17 protein-coding genes are annotated in these 17,040 nt (G+C 41.7%); 1 reads left to right on the plus strand and 16 read right to left on the minus strand.

What is annotated here, in order from left to right; translation table 11 throughout:
• Nucleotides 1–9: 9 nt before the first annotated feature.
• The 3 genes from RZO55_RS00265 to RZO55_RS00275 all read right to left on the minus strand — a co-directional run bounded on the left by RZO55_RS00265 (nt 10) and on the right by RZO55_RS00275 (nt 2,801).
• Nucleotides 10–612 carry an ECF transporter S component gene (locus tag RZO55_RS00265; protein ID WP_318062300.1) on the minus strand — a complete coding sequence of 201 codons (603 nt, stop codon included), beginning with the start codon at nt 610–612 and terminating at the stop codon, nt 10–12.
• Between the two features lie 164 nt (nt 613–776).
• Nucleotides 777–1,052, minus strand: a complete 276-nt coding sequence (locus RZO55_RS00270) for a GNAT family acetyltransferase (protein WP_318062301.1) — start codon at nt 1,050–1,052, stop codon at nt 777–779.
• 15 nt (nt 1,053–1,067) lie between these two features.
• The gene (locus RZO55_RS00275) at nt 1,068–2,801 is read right to left on the minus strand and encodes a L,D-transpeptidase family protein (protein ID WP_318062302.1); all 1,734 of its coding nucleotides are present in this window, start codon (nt 2,799–2,801) and stop codon (nt 1,068–1,070) included.
• Between the two features lie 191 nt (nt 2,802–2,992).
• On the opposite strand from RZO55_RS00275, the gene RZO55_RS00280 reads away from it, so the two are divergent.
• Complete coding sequence (locus RZO55_RS00280; RefSeq protein WP_318062303.1) at nt 2,993–3,493, plus strand: hypothetical protein; 501 nt, start codon at nt 2,993–2,995, stop codon at nt 3,491–3,493.
• Nucleotides 3,494–3,553: 60 nt separating this feature from the next.
• Here RZO55_RS00280 and RZO55_RS00285 read toward each other — a convergent pair whose 3' ends face one another.
• From RZO55_RS00285 to RZO55_RS00345, 13 genes are all read right to left on the minus strand, one after another.
• Complete coding sequence (locus RZO55_RS00285) at nt 3,554–4,963, minus strand: L,D-transpeptidase family protein (protein WP_318062304.1); 1,410 nt, start codon at nt 4,961–4,963, stop codon at nt 3,554–3,556.
• 82 nt (nt 4,964–5,045) lie between these two features.
• On the minus strand, nt 5,046–5,693 hold the full coding sequence (locus tag RZO55_RS00290) for an HD-GYP domain-containing protein (RefSeq protein ID WP_318062305.1): 648 nt from the start codon (nt 5,691–5,693) through the stop codon (nt 5,046–5,048).
• Between the two features lie 45 nt (nt 5,694–5,738).
• Nucleotides 5,739–6,230: a transcriptional repressor gene (locus tag RZO55_RS00295; protein ID WP_318062306.1), complete on the minus strand. Its 492-nt coding sequence runs from the start codon at nt 6,228–6,230 to the stop codon at nt 5,739–5,741.
• 54 nt (nt 6,231–6,284) lie between these two features.
• Nucleotides 6,285–6,422, minus strand: a complete 138-nt coding sequence (locus RZO55_RS00300; protein WP_318062307.1) for a FeoB-associated Cys-rich membrane protein — start codon at nt 6,420–6,422, stop codon at nt 6,285–6,287.
• Between the two features lie 61 nt (nt 6,423–6,483).
• On the minus strand, nt 6,484–8,667 hold the full coding sequence (gene feoB, locus RZO55_RS00305; RefSeq protein WP_318062308.1) for a ferrous iron transport protein B: 2,184 nt from the start codon (nt 8,665–8,667) through the stop codon (nt 6,484–6,486).
• Nucleotides 8,668–8,740: 73 nt separating this feature from the next.
• On the minus strand, nt 8,741–8,959 hold the full coding sequence (locus tag RZO55_RS00310; RefSeq protein WP_318062309.1) for a FeoA family protein: 219 nt from the start codon (nt 8,957–8,959) through the stop codon (nt 8,741–8,743).
• A 16-nt stretch (nt 8,960–8,975) separates the two neighbouring features.
• Nucleotides 8,976–9,188, minus strand: coding sequence for a FeoA family protein (locus tag RZO55_RS00315; protein ID WP_369293186.1), 213 nt, complete (start codon nt 9,186–9,188; stop codon nt 8,976–8,978).
• Between the two features lie 207 nt (nt 9,189–9,395).
• Nucleotides 9,396–11,606: a glycoside hydrolase family 2 protein gene (locus RZO55_RS00320; RefSeq protein WP_318062311.1), complete on the minus strand. Its 2,211-nt coding sequence runs from the start codon at nt 11,604–11,606 to the stop codon at nt 9,396–9,398.
• A 37-nt stretch (nt 11,607–11,643) separates the two neighbouring features.
• Nucleotides 11,644–12,924, minus strand: coding sequence for a PTS sugar transporter subunit IIC (locus tag RZO55_RS00325; RefSeq protein ID WP_318062312.1), 1,281 nt, complete (start codon nt 12,922–12,924; stop codon nt 11,644–11,646).
• 23 nt (nt 12,925–12,947) lie between these two features.
• Entirely contained in the window at nt 12,948–13,256 is a 309-nt protein-coding gene (locus tag RZO55_RS00330) for a PTS sugar transporter subunit IIB (RefSeq protein WP_318062313.1), read from the minus strand.
• Nucleotides 13,257–13,267: 11 nt separating this feature from the next.
• Complete coding sequence (locus RZO55_RS00335) at nt 13,268–13,594, minus strand: PTS lactose/cellobiose transporter subunit IIA (RefSeq protein ID WP_318062314.1); 327 nt, start codon at nt 13,592–13,594, stop codon at nt 13,268–13,270.
• 110 nt (nt 13,595–13,704) lie between these two features.
• Nucleotides 13,705–15,501 (minus strand): BglG family transcription antiterminator, encoded by a 1,797-nt coding sequence (locus RZO55_RS00340; RefSeq protein WP_318062315.1) that lies wholly within the window; start codon nt 15,499–15,501, stop codon nt 13,705–13,707.
• A gap of 184 nt (nt 15,502–15,685) precedes the next feature.
• Nucleotides 15,686–17,040 (minus strand): M13-type metalloendopeptidase (locus tag RZO55_RS00345; RefSeq protein WP_318062316.1); only part of this gene is annotated, 1,355 nt, incomplete at its 5' end.

Below are 17,040 nucleotides of genomic sequence, written 5' to 3' on the forward strand. Positions count from 1 at the left end.
AACCCTTTCTTAATCCAGACTTTCCACCTCATCATTAACATCGTAAAGAGAAGTGAGCTTCTTTGGCAGTCCTTTCACTATAGCAAAAACAATGAGGACTGTAATCAGTTTGTCCGGTACATCCACCACCAGTTCATCAAGAAATGAACCGAAAAATACAGACAGGCCAGCCGACTGGGACCATGCAAACACAAGGTCTCCCCAAACGTTGCCGGTTGCGCCGCCCCAGAATATAACATTTAAAGGAGTGGAGATAATAACTGCCGTAAGTCCTGCTGCTACTGCTGTCAGAATCGCTCCCAAAATCTTTTCCATATGTCCAAGCCTTGCCATAATTCCTACTGCTGCTCCAATTCCCAGACTGGTCAGAGCATAGACCAAAGTGATGGAGTCACCAGTAGTAAAACCAAAAATCAAATTATTTGCTGCTCCGCAGACAGCTCCGATTATGGGACCTCCAAGTACACCTCCGATACAGGTTCCGATAGAATCCAGCCAAAGGGGGAGTTTTAAAACAGAGGCAAAAAGTTTTCCTAAATAGTTGATTCCGATGCATGCCGGTATCAGTACAAAAGTGGCTGCATGCAGCCTGGTTTTAAACAGATGATTCATCTCATATTCTCCATTCATTTTTTAATTGATCAATCCCTTTTTTAATGGCTCCGCAGCTGCCATCTCCTTCCTTTTCTATTCCTGAATTTAACACAAAGAAGCTGCCTTGTCAACCAATTGTCAGGTGACAAGACAGCTTCTCTTTATTCTTAATTTGTGCTTTTTTATTTTCGGTCCGCAACAGCCCAAAGATCCTGTTTCTCTACATACTGCTCATTGATCCAGTTAATCGCCTGCTCCCTTCCCTCCACTGAAAAGGGAAAAACTGCTTTGATCTTTTTCTCATCGGGAGTTGCTTCGTAACAGAATGGCTGCGGATATACGGCTGCTTCAAGTCCTTCTTCTTCCTTCTTAATCCGGTACCGCATTCCGTTCATACTTCCTGTGTAAGCCTCTTTTTTAAAAAACTGTATTGGAACAAAGGTTTCTTTATCAAGCATTGATCATCAATCTCCTTATTTCATACCCGGGCCTTTCTTTTTCTTACCTGTGGACTGGGAAACTCCCGGACCAGCTTCCTCCTGCGGGTTGTCTCCCCCGGGTCCTTCCTGTGGGGATGGAGTTGTGGCTGCTGTGGTCGTCGGTGCTGTGGTCGGCACTGCCGTTGTAGGTGCTGCTGTCGTCGGTGGTGGTGCTGTTGTCGGTGCTGCTGTCGTTGGCGCTGCTGTCGTCGGTGCTGTGGTCGTCGTGGTCCCTGTTGTCGGTGTAATACCTGGGTTCTTCACGGTTCCACTCGAAGTTGTCTTTGATTCTGTACCAGGTAAATGATAGCAGAGTACCGGGACTTTAGCCGGAATATTCTCAAAAAGAGTCTTTGCCATTACCGGCGGAAGGTTTACGCAGCCATGAGAACCACTGGTCTTGAAAATGCTTCCTCCAAACTGTTTTCTCCATGTTGCGTCGTGAAACCCGATATTGCCGTTAAAGGGCATCCAGTAAGCAACCGGAGTTGCGTAATCCTCTCCTTTTAAAGTCGCATCCTTTTGCTTATATGTAAGTGAATAAACGCCCGCTGGTGTTGACCAGCCCTTTGATTCATTACCTGATACGAAATCAGTATCAAGGACCAGTTTCCCATCTTTATAGAAATATAAATGCTGGGCCGTTAAATTTACTTCCACGTAGGTATTCCCATAATCATTCTCCCCGAAGCTGGCAGCTTTCTGTTTGAATACCGGCACCCGTTCCTGGCTTTCTCCTGAACGAATAATCTCTGCCAGTGCATCCGCTTCCCCACTCTGGTCGATCTTCCAGCCATAGCTTCCTCCGGTTATCTTTACTGTCTTTCCATAGGATGTATTAAGAACCTTGGCCTTGTATGCCGTATCATATCTGGCAGCCAGGTCCTTTACAAAGGCCGTTATCCCAGAACTGCTTACATAGGCCTTGCCGTCTTCTCCGATTCCAACCCATTTGGATATGGTATCTCCGTTTAATATCTCTTTTTTATCTCCGAACTCATATGTAACTTTAACATTGACAAATCGGTTTAAGGCCTGTACCTGACTGACCAGATCCGGATCGTCTGACGTAATCTGAGGTTTTACATATGCATCGCCTTCCTCCAGGGAAACTTCAGGCTTTAATTCCATGACGGAAGATGATATCAGAGTCCTGACCTTATCCGGGTCCGGTCGATTCCCTTCATCTGCTGCTTCAATATGATATCCTTTCCCTGACTCGTACTGGGAAATTCCGGCGTTTTTTGGTTCCTTTATATTATCTTCCAGAAAACAGGACAGCTTAGACACAGCCTTATCAAACTGATCCTGATTATATTCAACCAGAGTCCCTATATCAAAATTCTGAAAATTCCTGATATGCTTCCCCCATTGAAGTGGTTTCTGCTCTTCCAAAAGCTTTTCCACACTTCCGTCAAATACCGCCTCCATACCGATCTCGCTGCCTTTTATAATCTCGGTATTGTCACCCCGCTCCTTAATACTAAGCTGATATCCGTCAATTCCGGCAGAAACCATCTTCTTAACCTCATCAATGGACTTTTTGGATACATCCATACCATTGATAATGGTGTTGGGGAAGAACACCTCTTTATACTGTCTGCCGATCTGTAAATATGTAAGCGCAGCAATTAATGCGACTACGGCAACGGACCCGCCTCCAATTACAGCCAGCCCACCGATTCCCAATGACTTTTTCTTCCTGCTGTGGGGTTTTTGCTTATCCATTTATTTCCTACCTCTTAACTAGCCTTTTTATTCATGTATTATTATATCGTAAAACCGCGAAATATGTCTAAACATTTATGGTATATTTCTTGACTTTTTTATTACGATTCGCCCTCATATATCCACAAAATTCATATTGACTTCACGCCCTTCATATGATATGGATAAGAACAATTGGAAAGAACCAAACCATGGCTAATTATTTATCTGTATACGGAGTTGTCAATTCCCTCACTCCCTTTCAAACCTCAGTTACCGGCCAAAGCTGCTCCGTGCTTTTATCCGTCACCGCCCAAAGCCAGGGGCAGATTAATTTTGTCGTAAACCTTCAGACCTTTGTACTGGAACAGCATACTTTCCGTCCTGGTGAACCGGTAATCGGTATATACGACACCAGTGTTCCGGTTCCCTTAATCTATCCGCCCCAGTATCAGGCCGTTGTTCTGGCGCCAAACAGAGACGGCTCAATGGCCGCACTGGATTACTTTGATGATGATTTATTAAATACGGATCAGACAATCAGGCTGAACATCCCTGCAGACGGAAGCACTGAGATTCTTATGACAAACGGACAGTATTATCTATATAATCCGGGAGGACACTATCTCTTTTTTCTGTACACGTCTGCATCTGCCAGCACGCCTGCTGAAATTACACCACAAAAGGTTATTGTATTTTGTTCCCCAGAATAATAAGAGCATGAAAAAAGCCGTCTTATCCGCCTATTTAAACAGGCCATAAGACAGCTTTTATTAATAATGGCAGATAACCGGTATCCCAGTGTAAATCAGCTGGTAAAGAGCCTTTGCCTTCTTAGGCGGAAGGTTGATGCAGCCATGACTGCCGCTGGTCTGATAAATGGTTCCACCAAATTTGCTTCTCCAGTTAGCATCATGAAACCCGATCCCTCCGTTAAATGGCATCCAGTAATCCACATGACTTTCATATTCATAGGTCCCATCCGGCTTCTTCTCCCCGCGCAGAATACGGTCTGTCTGCTTATAATTAAGGGTATAAATGCCTTCCGGAGTGGTAAGCTTCTTTGCTACATTGCCCGTTACGCAGGGTGAATCCCATACCACAGTTCCATTCTGATACAGATAAACATGCTGGGCTGCCATATCCGCTTCCACATAGGTATTTCCCCAGTCTACATTGCGGTCAGCTGCTGCAAGGCTGTACTGGGGTGTTCTCTCCTGACTCTGTCCGCTTTGTACAATAGCAATAAGAGCCTGGATCTCTGCTTCCTGATTGATCCGCCAGCCATATGCACCGGAAACAGCCAGATCCCTGCCGTCAGCAGCTTTAAACGGGCGGGGTTTACCTGCTGTATCATACTTTTGAGCAAGATACTGAATATATTCTGCAGCCTTTGAGGGGCTTATATGAATTCCGGCCTGATCCGCACCTTCTATCCATGTACAAAGCTGATCTCCAGACAGCACTTCCGACTGATTCCCAAACAGATATGTAACATTCATCTCCCTGATCTGATTTAAGGCTGCACATCTGGCTGCCAGATCAGGATCCTGGGACGTAACGGTTACAGTATCGTAACACCCCGTTTCCTCCAGGCTGATCTGCCCGGTCTCCTTTGCCAATGCCCCACGTACCGCATCCTCCAGTTTCTTTCTGTTCACGCTGTTCCCCTGAATCTCAGGAATGATAGTGAAGGGCTGTCCCTCCTGCCACTGTGAGATCGTTGCATTCTGTGTTACTACAATATCCTTACTGCTTACACAGGCAAGAGAATCCAGCCGTTCCTTCAGCTTTTCCTCCTGATAGGTAACCGTACTCTTAAGGATACTGCTGTTGTCGATATCCGGACCGGCGATCCGTCCGTCTTTATTCTGCTGGGCCAGTATATTCTGAAGTCCATCTGTAATCTCCACCCGATACTGGATATCCGATCCCTTAATACATTCAGAAATATCTCCCTTTTCCTTTATGGTGAGCTGATACTCTCTTCCATAAAAACCCTCTATCTGTACCTTTGCCTCCTCTACAGTCATTCCACCCACCAAAACTCCGTTAATCTTCGTTCCGGGCACAAACTTAGAAGCATCATCTGCCAGTGCAGCTATAGTTCCTGTCAGCATAAAAACAGCTGTCAGAAATGCTATAATTCCTACGGTACCTGCATGACTCTGTTTCCTGATCATTCATTCAAATCCTTTGCTGATTATTATGGATAAATATTCCACTTCTACCTAGGTTAGCACGATTTTATCAGAATAACAACCATCAAATTTCACAATGATTTATCTTAAGGTTACATGAGGTACCTGTATATCCAGTTAATTCCTCCCACCGTTCCAATGCCATGGTGCCAATTACAGGATCGTACATAATGCCCAGATTCCGCTTTATTTCCTCATAGCAATACTTGAGAGAATACGCGTCCCGATATCCCCGGTCAGAAGTCATGGCATCGATGGAATCACAGACTGAAATAATTCTTGCACCCAGAGGAATCTCCTCCCCCTTCAGTCCGTAAGGATACCCTTTCCCGTCATACCGTTCATGATGGTGAAGAACAATGTCCTTCAGTTCATTTAAATGACGGGACTTGCTTAGAATCTGGGCGCCAGTCTGTGGATGCTTTTTCATGGCTGTCCATTCATCAGGAGAAAGCCTGTCGGGTTTGTTTAATACTGCGTCAGGAACTCCAATCTTGCCGATATCATGAAGATGAGCGGCAATGTGAATCCGTTCTGTTTCTTCTCTCTCAAGTTTTAAAAACCCGGAAAGGGCCAGCGCCATATCGCTGACCCTTTGAGAATGCCCCGCAGTATAAGGATCTTTGGCGTCTAACGCACTAACGATGCATTCAATGATTTCATGATAATCAATTCCATTATTGTATAACTCAAATCCTGACTTATTTTTCATACTCTTTTATACCCGCTTTATTAGTTAGTTCAATCTAACTCAAAATTAGTAACAACCGGCATTTTCACATTCACAAGGTTTTATAGAAATGGAAGAGATCTTCTGATTGTCCAGATATCCGCAGGCTGATAATCCCGCACGGACAACAGAGTTCCATTTTTTTGCTGAAAGGTGATAAGTAGTCTCGTCATCCAGAACAACCGTACAGGCATCCTCCATGGAGCAGCTATCTGAATAAGCGATCTTATACATATTCTTTCTGCTGATCGCTCCTATTTCCTCTAATACATTCACCATACGATAGACGGTTGCTGCACCGATGCTCTCGTCAACTCTGGTGGCTTTGTAATAGATTTCCTTACAACTGGAGCACTCATGCTCCAGAATGATATCCAAAAGTGTGAGCCGCTGCTTCGTGATTCTGCAGCCTTTTCCCTTCAGTCTTTCAATAATCAGCTCCTTCTGCATCTTGTTTCTGTGATAACTTCTGGAATCAGGTGCTCTTCTCTTATCCGTAATATTTGTGTGCATTTCCATTTCTCCACCTCCATTTATAAGCATAAGACTGCAGGAATTTTAAAGATCCGTGTGTTAATGGCAATGTCCTCCGCAGTCTTTGCACTGCCCGCCGCACTGAATGGATTTTCCGTTTTTCTTATCCCGAATCATGTTTCTTATAATCAATGCCACCACTCCGATGACAACTGCTGCAACTGCAAATGTTCCCATATAATACCTCCTGATATCTTGAGCCTGCATTATCTATGCAGGCTCATTTATGATTGCCGTTTTATTTGGTACCGGCAGCGCTTGTTAATTTTATCTTTGCTCTTCCTGCTGCTTTTTCAGGTCTGACAAGCAGATAAATGAAAACTGCAATCAGTACAAATGCTACTGCTGTAAAGAATCCAAAGGATCCGGTTGTGATTAAGGTTCCTACCTGATATACGCAAAGCGCTGCTACATATGCAAGAAGTGTCTGATATCCCACTGCAAACCAGAACCATCTGGCACTATTCATCTCCCGCTTAATTGCACCCATGGCTGCAAAGCATGGAGCGCAGAGAAGATTAAACACCAGGAAGGAATAGGCAGCAACTGCTGTCATACTTCCGGCGAGAGTACCCCAGATTTCAGTGCCATCCTCTGCAACTTCCGCAAATCCATAGAGCACACCGAAGGTTCCAACTACATTTTCTTTTGCTACCAGTCCGGTAATCGCTGCCACTGCAGACTTCCAGTCTCCCCAGCCAAGAGGAATAAAGAGCCAGCTGATTGTACTTCCCAGCTTTGCCAGAATACTGTGGTCAAGTTCCATTGCTTCCAGCATTTTAAACTGGCCATCTACCCAGCCAAAATAGGAAGCAAACCATACAACAATGGTTGATAATAAAATGATTGTTCCTGCTTTTTTAATAAAGGACCAGCCCCGCTCCCACATACTTCTTAAAACATTACCTGCTGTAGGCATATGGTAAGCTGGAAGTTCCATAACGAAAGGTGCCGGATCACCAGAGAATATTCTGGTTTTCTTTAAAATGATACCGGAACAGATAATTGCCGCAATTCCCACAAAATAGGCACTTGGTGCTACCCAGGATGCTCCGCCGAAAAGTGCACCTGCGATCAGCGCGATAATAGGAAGCTTGGCACCGCAGGGAATGAAAGTTGTTGTCATGATTGTCATCTTACGGTCACGGTCATTTTCAATGGTACGGGAAGCCATGATTCCAGGTACGCCGCATCCGCTTCCAATCAGCATGGGTATAAAAGATTTACCGGAAAGGCCAAATTTACGGAAGATACGGTCCATAATAAATGCTACGCGGGCCATATAGCCGCAGCTTTCCAGGAAAGCAAGGAATACAAAGAGTACCAGCATCTGGGGCACAAAACCTAATACAGCTCCTACACCAGCTACAATTCCGTCAAGAATCAGTCCCTGGAGCCAGTCTGCGCAACCAACTGCTGTTAAGATTCCTCCTATGACTACCGGCACGCCGGGAACATCAATACCAAAAAAGCTGAAGCCATCCCCAAAGAGTCCGTCATTTGCCCAGTCCGTTGCCCATGAGCCAACGGTTGTAACAGAAACATAGTAAACAAGAAACATCACAGCTGCAAAGATGGGCAGAGCCAGGAACCGGTTAGTAACCACCCGGTCAATTTTATCCGAGATAGTCATATTGTTCCTTTTGCCTTTTGTATAGCACTGACCAATAATGGAAGAAATATAAACATACCGTTCATTTGTAATGATGCTCTCTGTATCATCATCCATCTCCCGTTCAATCCGGGTGATCTCTTCCGTTACATCCGGCACACGCTTCATCTGAGTCTGGATTTTTTCATCCTTTTCCAGCAGCTTAATTGCAAAGAAACGCTTCTGTTCCTCAGGAATGTCATTACCCAGCTTCTCTTCAATGGAATCCAGAACAGATTCCAACTCAGCCGCAAATTTATGTACAGGAGTCTTGCTATTGCTCTGACTTGCCAATGCAACTGCTTTTTCAGCGGCTTTCACGATTCCGGTGCCTTTCAGTGCAGAGATCTCCACAACTTCACAGCCAAGCTTTTCGCTTAATTTACTAATATGAATCTTATCCCCGTTCTTTTCCACGATGTCCATCATGTTGACTGCCATGATCACAGGAATTCCAAGCTCCATGAGCTGGGTGGATAAGTATAAATTTCGTTCGATGTTTGTTCCGTCCACGATATTCAAAATCGCATCAGGCCGCTCCCCGATCAGATAATTTCTCGCTACCACTTCTTCCAGTGTGTAAGGAGAAAGTGAATAAATACCCGGAAGGTCCATAATAATCACATCTTTATGACCTTTGAGTTTTCCTTCTTTTTTCTCAACGGTAACGCCCGGCCAGTTCCCCACAAACTGATTTGATCCCGTCAGCGCATTAAATAACGTCGTCTTTCCGCAGTTGGGATTACCTGCTAATGCAATTTTAATTGACATACTCTACCTCTTTCTGCCTGTCAGCAATTGATTTGTCTGGTATTAGTCTCGCCTAACTAATAGGTAAAAAAAATTATTCCACTAAGATCATTTCTGCATCTGCCTTCCGCAGGGAAAGCTCATAACCTCTTACAGATACCTCAACCGGATCACCAAGAGGAGCAACCTTCCTCACATAAACATCAACACCTTTTGTAATTCCCATATCCATAATTCTTCTCTTCACGGGACCTTCTCCATTCAACCTGGTAACCTTCACGGTTTTACCGCACGGAATATCCTTTAATGTCATCGTCTTTTCTCCTTTTCTATCCCACCATGATCTTATTAGCCATATCTTTTCCTATGGCAACTCTGGAATCTTTAACATTCACAATCATGTTTCCGCTGATTTCAGAAACAACAGTCACAACTCCGCCGGTAACAAAACCCAGGTTTTCTAAAAAACGTCTTGTCTCTTCTTTTCCGCCAATTTTACGTATTACATTAGGCTCTCCTGCTTTAACCATTGTTAAAGGCATCATGTATCATCTTCTTTCATTTTATTATTGATAATCATTCCCATTTCTCATTAGTTAGTATAATCTAACTCTTGTCAATTGTCAAGATTTTTATTAATTAATTTTCTTATTGGTATATTTTTACCATTATAATCATGTCTCTGGCAATCAGCAAAAACTCACAAGGAGATACAACCGTGACGGCGTATCTCCTTGTGAATGGTATTCTTATTTTCTTATTTTCATCAGTTTTTCATTTACTTCTTTTACTTTACTTTCATCAAAAGCACTGCTTCTCCGGTTAATCAGCTTAAACAGCTCATAATGGACCCTCTTTTCAAATGTGGGGTCCTCCCAGAGCCTGGGCAGATCGTCTTTTAATATCTTCCAGGTATCAGGATTTTCCTTTAAAGCTCCAACTGTATCCCATAGCGAATAGTACAGATCCGGAGATAATTCTTCACTTTCATCTAGAAACCAGTTTTTAACATTAAAACCAGGATTCGGGTCAATATAGGTAAATTCCTGCACCGGTTCCTCAACCTTTTTTAATATCATTTCATCATGGAGTCCTCCAGATACCGCTTCAATCCGGTTTTCTCCGTTTAAAAGGCTGATGCCTTCAAATATGAATATGCGGTCTCCCATTAATTCCCCGACAGGTCTTCCATTTACATACAGTCTTACTCTTGATTGATTAGAGTATACTTTTATATCAACTGTCTTGTGACTGCGTCTGTCATATCGCCTTCCTGTAACATGAACAAAAGGTTGGCTGCTCCAGCATGCCTTATAATAATAAAAAGCATCCTTCTTTATGGACCGGTCATAACTTACCAGTCCTTTGGCATTCTTTCCTTTTGTGCCTCCTTCATCCCGGATTGCACTGCCAAAATCAAACATATTCCAGATTACACTTCCCCACAGCCATGGATTACTTTCAAAAATCCCATATGCTTTCTCATGGAAAAGACACTGATACTCTTCTGAATAATCTTTTCGTTTCGGGGCATCACTGTGAAAACTGAGATTACAATCCACTCCATATTCGGAAATACCAAGACAGACTTCAGGATTTTCTTTCTTAAATCCATCAAAGAAATCCTGATAATCCTGTATTTCTCCATAGTACCAGCCATAATATAAATTGTATCCCACTATATCAGTAATCCGGTTCATCTTACTTTCCGGTTCCACATTTTTTAAATTCGCGCAGGCGGTCAGCCTGGTTCTATCTAATTCCCTGGCAAGCACATTCAGTTTCTCCACAGATTCATACATATATGAATTTTCGCCAAACATGGCAATTTCATTTTGTATACCCCAGAAAAAAACCGATGGATGATGACAGTTTTGAAGAATCAGTTCCGTTAATTGCTGACATGCATTTTCAAACAGCTGTTTGTTATCTGTCAGACTCAGCATTGGAATCTCACTCCAGACTACAAACCCATCTCTGTCACACATATCATATATATAAGGTGCATGAGGATAGTGGGTAAGCCGGATCATATCTGCCCCCATCTCGCGGATCAGTGTAAAATCTTCCTCTCGGTCTTTTCTCTCAACTGCGTTGCCAAAGCCTTCCCTGTCCTGGTGAATTCCAACTCCATGAAGACGGGTGTGCTCCCCATTCAGATACATTCCTCCATCCGCAGTCAGTTTAAAATACCTAAACCCGCAGGTCAGCTCTATTTCATCATAATCCTGTCCTCCTGCAGACAATACTGCCTGCAGGCGATACAGAGCTGGTTTTTTCATACCATTCCACAGCACGGGATTTGATATGGTAAATCTATTACATTTATCTGACACCGGTACTGTTTTTTTCAATACCAGATTTCCATTTGGATCAAAAAGAGAGTAGGTTATTGTTTCATCTCCTTTTTCCTTTACAAATGCCTCCAGAGTAAGAACTCCTTCTGTCTCTCCATTCATTTCTGTCAAAAGCTTAATTCCGGGAGAGCCATAATGAAGCAGGTCAAAATGGACCTGTGGTACAGAAATAACATTTACCTCTCTGTATAAACCGCCAAACATAGTGAAGTCTCCCATGAGAGGAGATACATCTTCTGTCTGACGGTTATCCACCAATACGGTAAGAAGATTTTTTTCTTCCCAACGGAAATGGTTTGTAATATCGAATCGAAAAGTCGAATATCCGCCTCTATGGGTTCCTATCAATTCCTGATTCAAATATACGGTACAAACGATATTGGCTCCCAGGAATTCAAGATAAAGCTCATTTCCCTTATGCTGCCTGTCCAGTACAAGATCCTTCGTATAAGCATATACTCCCCTTTGATAGTCATGATTTGTATCGTCATTCCAGGTATGCGGCAGACAGACTGGCTCTCCTCGCATGGAGAACGACTCTGGATTTGCTTTATACTTTTCAAAAAACCAGTCCTGATTGATTGGCAGAATAATACGTGGCATAAGCCCACCTCCTGATTCGTTAAGTTCTGTAAAACGATTAAGTCTCTTCTTGCTGCTCCCTCAAAAGTGCCTTTTTCTCTGCACGTTTAAACCATGGGTACCAGAGAATCGGGGAAACAATAAGCTGTAAAAATAACTGCAGGAAAACAATAGAGAAACTGCCTCCTACCATGGCGTGAAATCCCAGAGGCAGCCCGAAAATAGGCTGAACTCCTGAACATCGTTCCACTATGCCAATTTTCGTAAGAAAATAAGCAATACAAAGGTTGATGGAGTTATTTGTAACAAATGGAATTAAAAAATCAAAATTAAATACAAGCGGTGTACCAAAAATTACAGGTTCGGTGATTCCGAATAATGCCGGAATGAATGCAACTTTACCCAACTGTCTGTACTGCTTGCTTTTGGAACGAAGCATCCAAAAGACCAGTCCTAATGCAGAACCCCCCCAGCAGACAATACTAAAAAATCCGTTTCCAACAATGTTTGGAAGAGGCAGTCCTGCTGCAAGTGCTGTCATATTTTCTGTATCAAGTGCCAGACGGAACGGTGTCACAATAGGACTCACAATATTAGTTCCATGAATACCAAAGAACCAGAGAATCTGCATCAGAAAGCTTGTTAATATGGTTGCAGGCAGTGTACTTCCAATTCCCTGTATCGGTTTCTGTATAATAGAATAAATACACTGATGCAGGGAACCAAACGGAGTTACAGAGAAAACCCGGTTCACAATAATAAAGAGAAATCCTAATGCAAAGCAAGGCAGTAAAGAGTCAAATGTCTTGGTTACCATAGGTGGAACGCTGTCAGGCATTTTAATCGTCCAATTTTTCTGGCGGAAAAATACAAATATTCTTCCTACCAAAAGCCCCACTATCATAGCTGTAAAAACGCCTTGAGCTCCTAACCAGGTGGTAGGAATCGCTCCTATCCCATCTGCAGTTTTGCCTAAAGGCGTGATAATCAGAAAACACATCAAAGACAGCGCACCTGCCATAGAACCATCTTCATCCGGCAGCATTCTGTTTACTAGGTTTCTGGCAATTAATACCGTAACGTAAAGAGCCAGACCACCGATTGTAACAGAATTTACTATTGCTAAAATAGGTGTCATTCCGGTTTTCAGCAGAAACTCCTTTACTGCCGGAACGGGAAATGCCAATAAGAGTACAGCTACCGAGCCAACCATAATCGGACCAAGTGTTGCCATCATAGTTGTGGAAATAGTCTGTAAATATTTGTTTTCACCAATTTTATTAATTACCGGATTGATACGGCGAAAAAAGGCTGTAATTTTATTTTTTAAATTCTCCATAACTCTTCTCCTCTGTATTATTCCTATTTATCTAATAACTGAAGGGCAGTTTCCAAAACTTTTTCCCCGTTCATCATGCCGTAATCCATCATATCGATCACACTTATTTTAATTCCTTTTGGTCCATATTCACGTACTATCTCATCATAAAGATAGTTGATCTGAGGTCCCAGCAAAAGTACATCGGTAGGCTTTTTATAAGATGCAAATGCAGTTGATGCCATTGCGTTAATCTCAACCTCAATATTTTTCTTTTTCGCTGCTTCCTTCATTTTGTTTACCATCATACTTGTTGAAAGTCCGCCTGCACAAATTAATGTTATGTAAATCATATAGTAACCTCCTAATTAATTTTAGAATAAAAAATACGATACATTTCTACCATTTTCGCTGCTATATCATAAGCCAGCATCGCTGTCATTAAATGATCCTGACCATGAACCATCAAAAGATCAGGTTTTTCTCCATCTTCACCCATATTTTCCTGGATTAACTGAGTCTGAAACTGATGTGCTTTTAACAGCGCTTCATTGCTTTCTTTTAAAAGCTGATCTGCAAGATCCATCTGATTATCCTTTGCAGCATCTATAGCCTTTAATGCCTTTCCTCTGCCGTCACCTCCGTTGACAACCAGATTCATAATAACTTCTTCTTGGTTAAACTGTCCCATCAATAATGATTCCTCCTAAAACAAGTGTCGTGGCTTTGCTTTTCATATGAATTATAATTCTGAAGCAAACCGATTACCAGCCATTAATATACCACATTGAATATGGAAAACTATTCAATGTGGTATTGTCTCTGCCTTAATAAATCCATCAGAACTTCATATTCAGGATTTTTTATTAAGTACTTTACTGCTTCCGCTTTCAGGATTAATTTTGTGGTATCCTCATAAAATTTATTTAGATCAGAATCTTCTTTCGTACCAACCGATATGAGGAAAATCACCTGTACTTCATATTTAGTCCAAAGAACTGGTTCTTTTAGGACTGCAATATAGACCAATGTTTCTTCTGTCATTGTCTTATAAGGGTGAGGCATTGCAATAAAATTACCAAAATCTGTCTGGGCCAAACCCTCACGCTTTAAGACTGCCTCATAAAAACCTTCAGGAAGCTTCTTCTGTTTTTCTATTCTGTCACATAAATTTTTTAAGATATCCTCCTTATTGTTACCTTCAATGCCAACAAAAAATGCATCTTCTTTATAATATTTGCGGAGATATCTTTTTTCTCCTGTCTCAAATAACTCCCGAACAGCCACCCTGTCTGTATCTCCCAAAAACAGCCCGACTTCCAAAACCGGCTTTGGCACATAAACAGCAATGGATACTGTGGTCAATACAAACGATACTTTCGAGAAATCAAATGATTTTAATTCTGTTAAATCACAAACATAAATCTCATTGAGATATTCTCCAAACTCTTTTTTATATTTATAAGCGAGCAGTCTGGAACTTCCTTTCCCGGAACTGCAGACAATCAATATATTGGTTTTCTGGATCTTTACATTCTGCTCAATAGCAAGTGCAAAAATTAAAGCCAGATAACCGATTTCACTTTCTGATATCTTTTTTCTGTAATGCTCGGTAAGAACTGTGGATGCATGGGCTGCTATCGTATAAGCCATGATGTATTTACTTTTAATTTCATCAAGCAGCGGATTTTTAGACTGGATATCATATTTAATTCTGATATCCAATGGCACCATATGCTGGTTAAGCATCATACGAATCTCAAAATTAACTCTGAAATCCATTTTAAACTGATTATTAACCGAATCCAGCATCTGCATCGTAAGAGAATCAATTTCAAGATTTTCCAGGTTTGCCAGAACCTCCATCAACTCACTGGCAAATTCCCACTCCTTAACTGCAAAATTATTGATATCATTCCTTTCAAATGAAACATATTTGCCTCTTTTCATTCGCAGCAGAGCGACGTATATCTGTTCAAGAAAAGTCTCCAATGCTGTCTCCGAAAGATAGATGTCATATTTCTGAAGCATGGGAATGACAATATCTGCAATATTCTTTATTTTATTACCCTTATACTTATCATTAATGATATTCAGTTTATTTCTTTTAACAAAAAAATCACCAATACATCTTCTGCAGTCAAATTCTTCTCCAACTATCGTGATGCCATAATTAGGCTTTCGCTGAATTTTCAGATTATATTGTTCCAGAATATCTTCCACTTCTTTTATTGTATTCTGCATGGTTGGTCTGGACACAAATAAAAAACTGCATAAATCATCCAATTTTATATAACCATTATAATTCAGCAGATAAGCCAGCAAATAGTTGATTCTGTCTGCTACGTTATCAGGAATATTGATATTCTGTCTGCTATTTAAAAATTCATCTAATCTATTGTCTTCTTTTAACGATAACATATATCCGTATCGCGGTTTTGATTCGATTGAAAAACCATATTGGACTGCAGTATCATTTATTTCCTTTATTCGCATGCGGATCGTTTTTGTACTTACTTTAAAACGATCCGCCAGTGTTTCTGCTGTTATATAAGAACCTGAAGAGAAAGCCTGCAATATATCATAGATTTCTACCATTGAAACGCCCTCCTTTCTATAATCAGTATATAATTTCATATAAGTAAACTCCAAATATATTTTTACCACATTGATTTTAGCAGAATTCTGCAAGATTTCATTTTCAATTAAACAATAGCGCATCAACAATAATACAACATAAAAGCCAGGGCATATAATATACCCCAGCTTCCGTGATTCGTTTCTACCAGATCTTTACCCTTTTATCAGGAGCCACATACATGGCGTCACCCTCTTTTATTTCCGGATACGTCTTATAAAATGCATCTGTGGCACTAAGCACTCCATTGACCCTGACCTTCGCCGGAGAATGAGGATCCGTATTAAGACGGTCAATCATGGTTTCCGGAGTATACTTAGAAGCCCAGATGGTTGCATACTGGCGGAACAAAAGTTTTAAATCGCCGCCTTTTTCTCCTGCAATCGCCGTAATACAGGCCATAGACCCCAGATCTGCAATGTTTTCATTTAAGGTCTGGGCACCATTTACCTTTCTCCCCTCAAATCCATCCATTCCGCTGTAGTATTCCTCCACCTGTTTCGCCAGTTCATCAAATTTCGCCCTGTCCTCTTTCGTCCACCATACATGATAATTTCCATTCTCATCATAAAGAGAGCCAGAGGAATCAAATGCATGGCTCACCTCATGGGCCATCACCATTCCGATTCCGCCTAAATTGGAGGCAAAATCTGCCTTGGAATCATAAAATGGGGATTGGAGAATCGCCGCTGGGAATACAATCTCATTGGCTGTAGGATTATAATAGGCATTTACAGTCTGGGGAGTCATACCCCACTCGCCTTTATCCACAGGTTCGCTGTATTTCTTTTTATTAACCTCAATCAGGGCTTTCTGAAGAGAAAGTACATTGTCTATTAAATTTCCTCCGTCTTCAGGTGATACCACCCCAGCCTCCTTATAATCATCGGGCCATTTGTCCGGATATCCTACTTTAAGATTCATATGCTCCAGTTTTCTTATTGCAGATGCCTTTGTCTCATCACTCATCCAGGTCAGGTTTTCAATCTGCTTTTTATAAAAGGTAAGAATCAGGCGTATCATGGACTCAATATCTTTTTTGTCCGACTTGGAAAAGCATTTATCGACATAAAGCCTGCCAAATTCAAAACCCAGTATGTTCTGAGTCAGCTCACTGGCCAGCTTTTCATCTGTTTTTCTTTCTTTAATTCCCCTTCTTAAATTGTTCCATTCCAGATAGCTGTCTCTAATTTCAGGAGTCAGACTTGGGGCAAAATCATTTACCAGGCAGAATATGGTATACTGTTTTAAGAGCGGGAGAGATTCTTCGTTTAAATATCCGCTTATCTTTTTTATCTGATCCTCCTGAACCACGATGTACGTGTCAGGTTTGTCCAGCCCTGCAGCCTTTAAAAACGGTTCTATTGTCCCATCCGGAAACAGCTTTTTTAGCTCATCTCTGGAATATGGATTATAAATGACATTTGGATCTCCCTGTTTACTGAGAGGAAGTGCACTTCCTGCCAGATCCTTCTGCAGGTTTAAAATATCGGATGCCG

Source organism: Clostridium boliviensis (assembly GCF_033342255.1).
Lineage (GTDB): Bacteria > Bacillota > Clostridia > Lachnospirales > Lachnospiraceae > Lacrimispora > Lacrimispora boliviensis.

Coding starts and splice junctions, on each gene's coding strand:
- RZO55_RS00265 (WP_318062300.1), bottom strand. CDS start 612: ATGAATCATCTGTTTAAAACCAGGCTGCATGCAGCCACTTTTGTACTG.
- RZO55_RS00270 (WP_318062301.1), bottom strand. CDS start 1,052: ATGCTTGATAAAGAAACCTTTGTTCCAATACAGTTTTTTAAAAAAGAG.
- RZO55_RS00275 (WP_318062302.1), bottom strand. CDS start 2,801: ATGGATAAGCAAAAACCCCACAGCAGGAAGAAAAAGTCATTGGGAATC.
- RZO55_RS00280 (WP_318062303.1), top strand. CDS start 2,993: ATGGCTAATTATTTATCTGTATACGGAGTTGTCAATTCCCTCACTCCC.
- RZO55_RS00285 (WP_318062304.1), bottom strand. CDS start 4,963: ATGATCAGGAAACAGAGTCATGCAGGTACCGTAGGAATTATAGCATTT.
- RZO55_RS00290 (WP_318062305.1), bottom strand. CDS start 5,693: ATGAAAAATAAGTCAGGATTTGAGTTATACAATAATGGAATTGATTAT.
- RZO55_RS00295 (WP_318062306.1), bottom strand. CDS start 6,230: ATGGAAATGCACACAAATATTACGGATAAGAGAAGAGCACCTGATTCC.
- RZO55_RS00300 (WP_318062307.1), bottom strand. CDS start 6,422: ATGGGAACATTTGCAGTTGCAGCAGTTGTCATCGGAGTGGTGGCATTG.
- feoB (WP_318062308.1), bottom strand. CDS start 8,667: ATGTCAATTAAAATTGCATTAGCAGGTAATCCCAACTGCGGAAAGACG.
- RZO55_RS00310 (WP_318062309.1), bottom strand. CDS start 8,959: ATGACATTAAAGGATATTCCGTGCGGTAAAACCGTGAAGGTTACCAGG.
- RZO55_RS00315 (WP_369293186.1), bottom strand. CDS start 9,188: ATGCCTTTAACAATGGTTAAAGCAGGAGAGCCTAATGTAATACGTAAA.
- RZO55_RS00320 (WP_318062311.1), bottom strand. CDS start 11,606: ATGCCACGTATTATTCTGCCAATCAATCAGGACTGGTTTTTTGAAAAG.
- RZO55_RS00325 (WP_318062312.1), bottom strand. CDS start 12,924: ATGGAGAATTTAAAAAATAAAATTACAGCCTTTTTTCGCCGTATCAAT.
- RZO55_RS00330 (WP_318062313.1), bottom strand. CDS start 13,256: ATGATTTACATAACATTAATTTGTGCAGGCGGACTTTCAACAAGTATG.
- RZO55_RS00335 (WP_318062314.1), bottom strand. CDS start 13,594: ATGGGACAGTTTAACCAAGAAGAAGTTATTATGAATCTGGTTGTCAAC.
- RZO55_RS00340 (WP_318062315.1), bottom strand. CDS start 15,501: ATGGTAGAAATCTATGATATATTGCAGGCTTTCTCTTCAGGTTCTTAT.